The following is a 9,690-nucleotide window of genomic DNA, read 5'->3' on the forward strand; positions in this document are numbered from 1 at the left end:
GTTCCTCCCACACCCCCGCCTGCTGCCACTCGGCCAGCCGACGCCAGCAGGCAGGACCGGAACCGAATCCCAACTCCGTCCACGTTCCGGACCAGTCGAGGCATCCCATACCGTCACGCGAGACAGCCCCCGAGCAGGGCATACAGCCTCTACGGTGTCGGTGTCGGTGCCGGTCGGGCGCGGGCGGGCAGGAGCAGGACAGTGGCGCCCTGACGCAGTGCGTCATTTTGCTGCTGCCGACGTAGCGGCATGCACGTCCGCACTCGCCGCAAGATCAACTCATTGTCCCTTTGACGTATCCAGTTTCATACCCGTAGTTTCGAGTCTTGCCGGGTGCCGCTCCGCGCAACGCCGCCAGTCCGGCCAGCCTCGCAAGCGCGGCGGCCGCCTCCACATCCACGCAAGCGCTGGCCCGTCAGGCGCCGAGCGCCCGGTATTCCACCTGCTGTCGGGTGGCCTCATCGACCTCATCGGCCGTCAGAAGCACCACCGTGCTCGTGCGGACACCGCCCGCCGCCGTTGTGGCCATCCCAATGGCAGCGGCGGCGGTGTTGCCCGGCAGGTCCGCCGTGACGTAGACATCGTCCTCGCCGAAAGCCCAGTAGACCGACTCCAGCTGGCCGCCCACGCTTTGCACCATCCGCTCGATGACCTCGCGGCGAGCGATGGCACCCTCCGCGCGCAGGCCTTTCAGTCCGTCCACGGTCAGCTTGGCCCTGAAGAGGTACTTCGGCATGGGTTCCGCCCTTCCATAAGCGTCACAGCGAGGTTCCCCCTGCCGACCGATCCTCCTCCTGCCCCACGACCGCCGCCGCGCGACCGCCGCCATACGGATTACTCGACGGCTGGCGAAATCCTCGCCGAAGGAGTCGACGCCACGGCGAGGGCAACCACGGGCACCGTAACAACGAGCATTGGGCCAGGCGTCCGGAGGCGGCGGGTTGCTGTCCGTGACGTGGCCGGACTCCAGTAGGGCCTGTTGGCGCCCGTCAACTGTCCCGCGACACATCTCCGACACAGTGAGTCACTGGCTCTTTCAGCGTGGCCACCGATCGGGTGGCTGCGGCGGCGTCCGCAACGCGCGAGGCTCCCGTCGACGTCTCAACACTATGCCCCCGGCGACCACTCACGGTGACCATGAGCCCTCACCGGCTGAGCAATACGCGACTGTCGATTACGCGAGGTCGCCAGTTTCACAGCAGGGTCTGGACATCAGCCGTGAGGACTTCGCCATCAGCATCAAGCAGCCACTCAACACGCTGTACTTGACAGGGAATCCGCCGGGTGGGGCAGCCAGGTGACGTTGAACGTCACGCTGGTGGAACCCGAGCTGGTGGTGGCCGCTAACGGCCCCAAGCCTGAGATCCTTCTGCGCGACGCGGTCAACAACCGCCTCGACATCGTCCGCAACGCCCAGTACTGCCTGACGTACACCCGGCTGCGGATCAACGAGGCACGGATGCTCGACCTGGACGACGTCCGGTGGGAGCTGGGCCACTTCGGCAAGCTCAACGTCCGGCACGGCAAGGGCTCCCGGCGACGGGGCCCGAAGCCGCGACTGGTGCCACTGATCAACGGTGCCGACCGCAACCTGCGGTGGTTCATCGAGGACGTGTGGGGCCACTTTGACGCCGACCACACCAGGCCGGGCGCCCCGCTGTTCCCCTCCGAGCGCAAGAACCGGGACGGTTCCTGCGCTCGGGCGACTGCGGATGTCTACCGCCGGTCGCTGGCCGAGGCCGCCGCCCAGCACATGCCGACCTGGGCCGGGAAGCTCACCCCGCACGTGCTGCGGCACTTCTGCGCCTCCCAGCTCTATCTCGCCGGCATGACCTTGTTCGCGATCCAGGAACTACTCGGACATACCTGGACCGGCACCACGGCCCGGTATATCCACGTCCACGGCACCCATGTCGAAGACGCCTGGGTCGCCGGGCAGCAGCGCGCCACCGACCGATGGAAAGGACTGGTCCAGTGAAGTGGAACCTTCGCCTGGCGGCCGCCAACCGCGGCATCTGGAAGGCCAGCGAACTCCAGCGGATGCTCGCCGAACGCGGCGTTGTGATCAGCGCGGGGAAGATGTCGGGCCTGTGGTCCGGCCAGCCGAACACCGTCAAGCTCGACGAGCTGGACGTCATCTGCACCGTACTCGGATGCGGCGTCGAGGAACTGCTGCTGCCCGAGCCGGAGCGGGTACCCGAGCCAACGCCGGCGGCCAACTCGCAGGCCACGGCGGTGGGCCAACCGCGCGCCGTCGCCCCGCGTCCTCGCGCAGGCAGGTCTCTGCCCCCTCGATGAACTGCATGCACTGCGGCAAGACGCTGCCCGATGGATCGCGGCGAGACCGGGCCTACTGCGACAACGGTTGCCGTGCCCTGTCGTCTTACTACCGCCGCAAGGCAGGCATCCCGCCCCCGCCCCGCTGGCAGCACCCTGCCCTGACCTCGGACAATCCCGCGCTCCGGTCGGCCGCCGCCCTCGCCAAACAACTTGGTGAGGCCAACGGATGGTCACCGTCGCTCGTCCTGTGCGCGATGGACGGACTGACGGCGGTGCTGGAGCATCGTCCGCCCGGCAAGCCCGTGAAGCTCACCGAAGTCCGTACGCGAATCCCGCGACACGCTTCCAGTTTTCGGGTCGCCGAAGTCCTCGCCGACCTGGACCTTCTAGAAGACGACAGTGCCTCGGCGATCCGCTCGTGGATCGCCGACCGCACCGGCGAACTGCCCGCCGGATTCGCCGGCGACATCCGCGCCTGGCTGCTGGTCCTCCTCGACGGTGACAGCCGAGCCAAGCCCCGGTCCCGCAGCCGTCTCTACGTCTACTTCGGCAGCGTCCGACCCCTGCTGGAGAACTGGGCGACGACCTGTGGGCACCTGCGCGAAACCACCGTCGCCGACGTCACGGCCGCGCTGTCACCCCTGCGTGGATGGCAGCGTCGCAACGCCATCGCGGCACTGCGCTCACTGTTCCGCTTCGCCAAGAAGCGCGGCCTGATCTTCGCCAACCCCACCACTCGACTCAGGGCGGAAGACATTCCACGCAGCTTGCTGCCGATGACCGACGCCGAAGTGCTCGCCGTCCAACGGATCGCCGTCACCCCGGCGCAACGGCTGATCGTCGCCCTGGCTGCCGTCCACGCCGCCCGCGCCACGGCCATCCGCCGCCTCACCCTGGATGCCCTCGACCTGCCCAACCGCAGGATCACCATCGCCGGACACGGCCAACGGCTCGGCGAACTGCCCCACCAGACCCTGCTGGCCTGGCTCGACCAGCGCCGGGCCACCTGGCCGAAGACCCCCAACCGGCACGTCCTGATCAACGCGCTGACAGCCCTGGGAACCGGGCCCGTCAGCCCTGAATACCTCAAGCGGCACCTACTGCACCATGGCGTTTACCTCGAACGCATCCGCGGCGACCGGGTACTTCACGAGGCACTGACCGTCGGCGCCGACCCGCTGCATCTCGCCCTGGTCTTCAACCCGTCCCACACCACCGCGAGCAACTACGCGGCCATCGCCCAGAACCTGCTCGAAGACCAGCCGGATGGCGCTTTTGGATCTTGGCTCTGACCGCAGTTCGATGAATGATCTTAAGGAGGCGGATCGTGTGCTGCCGTCTCTGCATCGCTTCTCGGATCAGTCGGATGCCTGTAGCTCTGCCCGTCCCAGCATGTCGGCGAGGGGAGTGCCGGTTCGTGCTGCTGCGATTCGGCGGGCGCGCAGCTGAGCTCGGGTGCGGGGACGGAACTTGGGTTCCTTGCCGCAGCCGCACGGTTCTCGGCCCTCGTAACGCAGTCCGGCGTTGAGAACCACGGCCACGACGGTCCACGCCTTGGTGTCCCGACGCCGCGGTGCCGCGAAGTCGTGGCCGGCACAAACCATTGGCTCTGCACATCGAGGGCATCGGTGCTCGCCGGGACCGGGATGCCGCTTGAACGCGACGCGGCAGAGCACGCACGCATAATGCAGTTTGTAGGGCTTCTCGGCGTAGTAGCACACGAGGTGAACGTACCCGCCAGTGTGGCGACTGGCGAGATGATTTTCGTTGCTCAGGTCATGGCTTGGTGAGGATCTGGTTTCGGAGATCGGCATCAGACGAGCAGACCGCCGAGAGTGAATAGGTATCCTGCCCATTGCGAGGCGACGAACCCACCGCACTTTCGAGCCTGCCTGCCGAAGACGCCGTGGGTTCCCGTTGAAAGCACCTCGGTCACGCTGAACTCACGGCCGACTGGGCGGTAAGAACTCTGTCACCAGGCCCAAACGGCGGTGAGCAGCCCTCGGACCTTGGCAGGCCGGGGCAGTCCCGCCGTGCTGGCCGACTCTCGGCGAGTGCGAGGCGGCTGCCCTTCAATTGCGCGAAGGGAAATACAGGCGGTTGATAATGCTGAAGGCCAGCGTCTGGCTCGGGACCGGTCCCGAGCCGGCCTCCTACGCTGGGCCGGTGATTCGACGGTACTTCAAGGGCCTCAGCCGCTTCGAAGCGGTAGTCGTGATGGTCGTTGTGTGCTTGGCGGTGGTGGGGACTGGGAGAGCGGTCTGGCCGGACTCCGACGAGGACGGCAGCCCGGCTCCCAGTGCCACGGCATCGGTCAAGAAACTGCCGGTCGTGGTCGATTCGGAAGAACCGGCGCTTGTTGACATCGACTCCGAACGTTCGGAAATGGGCCTGCCGCCTGCGTCCGGCGACGCCCCGCTCACCGAGCGGGTGCTGGACGAGATTCAGGAGGAAACTCTCGTCATGGCGGGAATCCGTGCCAAGGTCAGTGCTGGATGTGAAGGCGGTCAGGTCACGCCGAAGGCTGGGCACAAAACGCTGTGCGCTGTCACCTACCAGGGTGTGAAGCTGACGTGGGACGTGTGGGTCGCAGACGTCACCGGCGGAGGATCCGGGACTGTCCAGGTCATCAGGTACAACGTCTATCCTCCCGACTCGGGCGTGCTGCTGGCCAAGGCGGTCTATGGCCGGTTCTGGGACGAGCACCACAAGACCGCGAAGGAACTGCGCTGCGACCGGATCCCGCCCCTCAAGACGGTCACGCTCGGCGACGACACCGGGTACGAGTGCCAGTACCTGGATGCGGATGGCGATTCGCCCCGCTGGGTGAGGGAAAAGGTCTTCCTCGAGACGGTCGGTCCCGTTTTCCAAGAGATCGAGTAGCGAGACGCCCTCGGCGCCTGATGGGCGACCTCACTCGAAAGGAGCCACACCCAAATCGGGTGGGTGCGGCTCTTCTGCAGTGAGCTGGTGATGCCGTGCGCCGTTGCCGTTCGTGGCCGGACGGCGGATCGTCGTGTCCAGGGACGTGGTCTTGGAGGCGGCGATGGTGTCGTGGTTGGAGGAGCTTGATCGGCGGGAGGCTGCCGCGCGGGAGGAGATCGCCGAACTGCGGGACCGCATCGAAGAGTTGACCAGGCGCCTTGCTGAGCGGGAGGAGGTGCTGTCCCGGCTGGAGGTCACACGGGAGACGATGACCGAGATCCTGTCCGGTGATGAGACGGTCACGGTTGCCGGGGCGGATGCGGTTGCCGGCGGGGCGGGGTGTGAGGAGTACCGGTCCCCGGAGGCATCGCCGGTCGGAGTGCGGCTGGTGCCGCAGTGGACGCCCGGGCTGGGGATGGAGGTGCTGCCGGGTTCGTACCGGGACATCGTCGAGGTTCTCCTGGACGCGGTGCATCAGATGCGGGCGCATCACCTGTGTGCCGCGCTGGGGCTGTCGACGGACAAGAGCAAGGTGGAAGGCTTCCGGGCGAAGTTGAAGCGGCTGGTCGAGCGGGGCTGGCTGGCGGAGGAGCCGGGACTGTTCACCCCGTGTGATGCCCTGGCAGTGGCCGGGGATGCGCCGGAGCAGGCGGGTCCTCCGCCGCGCGCCGCCGCGCCGGTGTGGGGTCGGGCTCTCGTCCCTAGCGTCGAAGGTGCCAACCGATTCCGCGCTCGAAAAGCGAGAGCCCGATGACTGGAGCGTATGTGGCCGCCGCGGCGGCTGACCCCCGCGCGCCCAAGCCGACCGGCTGGGCCTGTCCGCAGATCAACGGGCCGCAGCCGACAGGGCCTGCCGCTACCTGGCGAACAACGCCGCCTTCGTCCACTACGACAAGGCCCTTGAGGCCGGATGGCCGATCGCCAGCGGCATCGTCGAAGGGCGCCGACGAACACGCCGACCACACCACCCGCGCACTCCCCAACACCCCGAACACTATGGACGATTGATCGCCTACACCATCACAGGGGACATGACCCGGGTCAGCCCCGCAACCATCTGCATGTGGCCCCGCCGGGGGCACTATCCTTTAAGGCCCTGACCAGGGGAAAGCCGGTCAGGTCTTTCTCGTACATGCCAAAACACACACGGTCTTTTGACCGTTGCTCTTTTCGGGCGGCGCATTGCCCTGCATGTCGAGTCCGACCTCTCCTGTTGGCAGGTTTCTGCAGGTCAAGGGCCCTTCGCAAGGTGTTCGCCAGCTGCATGCGCCGCCAGATACCGGCGTTCCGGAGACCGGTGACCCCAATCTCGTCTCTTTCGAGAAACCGCGTGTGACCTGCCTGAATGTGGTCGACGGCACACCGAAACGCCCACGGTTTGGTGGGTCGTTGCTGTTTCGGTCCGGACGCTACTGATCCGGTTCTGGCAGCTGGTCGTGCGCGTGCAGCAGGCGTTGGATTCGCTGGTCGTTGAGGGGTGATGTCGGGCGGGTCGGCAAGTCCTGGGCCGCCGGCCTTGATCCAGGCAGTGATGTCTGCGGCCGCGTCGACGTTGTTGACCAGGCCGAGCCAGACCGGGCGTCCACCGGCCCTGTGGCCTTCGGCGGTGGGCTGGATGACGATGACGTTGGCCTGCTCGCAGGCGTCCAGGCAGTTGACCGGCCTGACACTGGCCACGTCGCCCAGGGACGCACGCAGGTCGGCGAGTTGGGCGGCGTGATCCAGGCCGGGCACCTTGTCGGTCCCGCAGCAGCAGCCCCGGCACACGGTGACGGTGCAGCGGGCCGCCCCCGCGGTGGCGGGGCGGCCTGGCGGCTGCGGCGGCTCACTGTCCGTCTCCGGTGCGGGCGCGGTTCCAGGCGGCGTCGCGCAGCAGGCGCAGGCCGTTGAGGCCGACGATGACGGTGGAGCCCTCATGGCCCGCGACGCCGAGGGGAAGCGGCAGGATTCCGGCGAGGTCCCAGATGACCAGTCCAGTGATGAACACGCCGGCGATGACGAGGTTCTGGACGACCAGCTTCCGGGCCTGGCGGGAGAGGGCGATGACGGTGGGGATGGTGGCGAGTTCGTCGCGGACCACCACGGCGTCGGCGGTCTCCAGGGCGAGGTCGGATCCGGCGCGGCCCATGGCGATGCCGGTGTGGGCGGCGGCCAGGGCGGGGGCGTCGTTGACGCCGTCGCCGATCACCAGGACGTTGCGGCCGCGGGCCTGCAGGCGGCGTACGGCCTCCACCTTGTCCTGCGGCAGCAGGCCGGCGTGGACGTCGTCGCCGGTGATGCCGACCTCGGAGGCCAGCCGGTGGGCGGCGCGCTCGTTGTCGCCGGTGACCAGCATCGGGCCGGTGCCGGTCAGCGTGGCCAGTGCGCTGACGGTGGCGGCGGCGTCCGGGCGCAGGCGGTCGGCGATGCCGAGCACGCCGATCGGGATCCCGTCGCGGGTGACCAGGACCGCGGTACGGCCGGCGGCCTCCAGTTCGGCGACCGCGTCGTGAGCGGCTTCGGTGGCCTGTCCGGTCAGGCCGTCCAGCAGCCTGGCCGGGGCCCCGACCGCGATCTTCTCGTCCTGCACGGTGGCGGTCACGCCGAGGCCGGGGGTGGAGGTGAAGTCCTCCACGGCCGGGACGTCGAGACCGCGTCCGCGGGCGGCGTCGACTACCGCGCGGGCCAGCGGGTGCTCGCTAGGGTGCTCGGCCGCGGCGGCCAGCCGCAGCAGGGTGTGCTCGTCCAGCCCGGAGCCGTCCAGTGGGCGGATGTCGGTGACGTGGGGGGTGCCTTCGGTGAGTGTGCCGGTCTTGTCCAGCGCCACGGCGTCGATCTGGCCGAGGCGCTCCATCACCACGGCGGACTTGACCAGCACGCCGTGCCGTCCGGCGTTGGCGATGGCGGACAGCAGCGGGGGCATGGTGGCCAGGACCACCGCGCACGGCGAGGCGACGATCATGAAGGTCATGGCCCGCAGCAGGGTGGACTGCAGGTCGGCGCCGAAGGCCAGCGGCAGCACGAACAGCGCCACCGTGGCGGCCACCATGCCGATGGAATACCGCTGTTCGACCTTCTCGATGAACAGCTGGGTGGGCGCCTTGGTCTCGGAGGCTTCCTCGACCATCTTCACGATCCGCGCGATCACCGAGTCCGACGGGTCACGTTCGACCCGCACCCGCAGTGCGCCGGTGCCGTTCAGGGTGCCCGCGAACACCTCGTCCCCGGACTCCTTGGCCACCGGCAGCGGTTCGCCGGTGATGGTGGCCTGGTCGACCTCGCTGGCGCCGTCCAGGACCCGGCCGTCGGCGCCGACCCGCTCGCCGGGGCGGACCAGGATGGTGTCGCCCACGGTGAGCTCTTCGGTGGGCACGTTCTCCTCGGTGCCGTCGTCCAGCAGCCGGGTGGCCGTCGTCGGGGCGAGGTCGAGCAGACCGCGCACCGAGTCCGCGGTGCGGGCGGTGGCGATGGCCTCCAGGGCGCCGGAGGTGGCGAAGATGACGATCAGCAGCGCGCCGTCGAGGACCTGGCCGATGGCCGCGGCGCCAAGCGCGGCGACCACCATCAGCAGATCCACGTCCAGGGTCTTGTCCTTCAGCGCCTTGAGGCCTTCCCAGCCCGGCTCCCAGCCGCCGGTGACGTAGGTGGCAGCGTACAGCGGCCCCCACATCCACGCCGGGGCGCCGAGCAGGTGCAGCGGCAACGCGAGCAGGAACAGCACCAGCGCGGCAGCCGCCCAGCGAGCTTCGGGCAACGCGAAGATCCGCGTACGGCGCCGGGGAGCGACCGCAGCACGGACACCGCCGGGGGCAGGGCGGGTGAGAGTGGAAGACATGACAGCGGCGGTCCTTCACACACAGGGGACAAACGGGTTCCGACTCCGCCCACCATACAGGAACACATGAAGACCCCTTCATGCGTTCATGAAGGTACGATATCCGCATGGGTCATGGAGCCGACACCCCCGCCGCGAGCCGCGTCACGTACACGCGGCTGGACGCGGCCAGCGCGCAGAAGGTGGCCACCACCCTGCAGGCCCTGGCCACCCCTTCCCGGCTGCTGATCCTGGCCCGGCTGCGCGAAGGGCCGCTGCCGGCCACCGAGTTGGCCGCCGAGGTGGGCATGGAGCAGTCCGCCTGCTCCCATCAGCTGCGCCTGCTGCGCAACCTCGGCCTGGTCACCGGCACCCGCCGGGGCCGCTCCGTGGTCTACACGCTCTACGACAACCACGTCGCCGAACTCCTCGACCAAGCGCTCTACCACGCCGAACACCTGCGCCTCGGCCTCACCGACGAGCCCGCCGAACCGGAAACCACCCTCGACGCACAGTGAACGCGAGCGCCGACTGCGGACATTGAGCGGCGAGCGCTGCGGTTACCGAAATGCGCGCCCACTTGCCCGCGTTCGGCGAGCCGCCATCCTTGCGGCCTTACTGACTTCGGCTCGTCAGGGTGAATCATCGCGAAGTCCCTGAAGGGCTTGGGGTGGTGGCTGTATTCCGTGGTG

Annotated in this window: 8 protein-coding genes and 1 pseudogene; 6 read left to right on the forward strand and 3 right to left on the reverse strand. The window is 68.4% G+C overall.

Features of this window, described 5'->3' with window-relative positions; all coding sequences use genetic code 11:
* Window positions 1-415: 415 nt before the first annotated feature.
* Window positions 416-736, reverse strand: coding sequence for a GYD domain-containing protein (locus tag AC5P09_RS50120; RefSeq protein ID WP_493880344.1), 321 nt, complete (start codon window positions 734-736; stop codon window positions 416-418).
* Window positions 737-1,297: 561 nt separating this feature from the next.
* Here AC5P09_RS50120 and AC5P09_RS50125 point away from each other — a divergent pair.
* The 5 genes from AC5P09_RS50125 to AC5P09_RS50145 all read left to right on the forward strand — a co-directional run bounded on the left by AC5P09_RS50125 (window position 1,298) and on the right by AC5P09_RS50145 (window position 5,959).
* Window positions 1,298-1,978, forward strand: a complete 681-nt coding sequence (locus tag AC5P09_RS50125; protein WP_493880345.1) for a tyrosine-type recombinase/integrase — start codon at window positions 1,298-1,300, stop codon at window positions 1,976-1,978.
* Window positions 1,975-2,298: a helix-turn-helix domain-containing protein gene (locus AC5P09_RS50130; protein WP_493880346.1), complete on the forward strand. Its 324-nt coding sequence runs from the start codon at window positions 1,975-1,977 to the stop codon at window positions 2,296-2,298. Before AC5P09_RS50125 ends, AC5P09_RS50130 begins: the two co-directional genes overlap by 4 nt.
* Window positions 2,295-3,572: a site-specific integrase gene (locus AC5P09_RS50135; protein WP_493880347.1), complete on the forward strand. Its 1,278-nt coding sequence runs from the start codon at window positions 2,295-2,297 to the stop codon at window positions 3,570-3,572. Before AC5P09_RS50130 ends, AC5P09_RS50135 begins: the two co-directional genes overlap by 4 nt.
* Window positions 3,573-4,386: 814 nt before the next feature.
* Window positions 4,387-5,163, forward strand: a complete 777-nt coding sequence (locus AC5P09_RS50140) for a hypothetical protein (protein WP_493880348.1) — start codon at window positions 4,387-4,389, stop codon at window positions 5,161-5,163.
* Window positions 5,164-5,266: 103 nt separating this feature from the next.
* Entirely contained in the window at window positions 5,267-5,959 is a 693-nt protein-coding gene (locus AC5P09_RS50145; RefSeq protein WP_493880349.1) for a hypothetical protein, read from the forward strand.
* A 683-nt stretch (window positions 5,960-6,642) separates the two neighbouring features.
* Here the strand turns inward: AC5P09_RS50145 and AC5P09_RS50150 are convergent.
* Window positions 6,643-7,034: pseudogene (locus tag AC5P09_RS50150) on the reverse strand ((2Fe-2S) ferredoxin domain-containing protein); the annotation flags it as partial.
* Complete coding sequence (locus AC5P09_RS50155; RefSeq protein ID WP_493880350.1) at window positions 7,031-9,019, reverse strand: heavy metal translocating P-type ATPase; 1,989 nt, start codon at window positions 9,017-9,019, stop codon at window positions 7,031-7,033. The pseudogene AC5P09_RS50150 and the gene AC5P09_RS50155, both read right to left, overlap by 4 nt.
* A 107-nt stretch (window positions 9,020-9,126) precedes the next feature.
* Between AC5P09_RS50155 and AC5P09_RS50160 the strand changes: the two genes are divergently transcribed.
* Entirely contained in the window at window positions 9,127-9,516 is a 390-nt protein-coding gene (locus AC5P09_RS50160; protein WP_493880351.1) for an ArsR/SmtB family transcription factor, read from the forward strand.
* Window positions 9,517-9,690 lie beyond the last annotated feature (174 nt).

This window comes from Streptomyces sp. a15 (assembly GCF_059026085.1).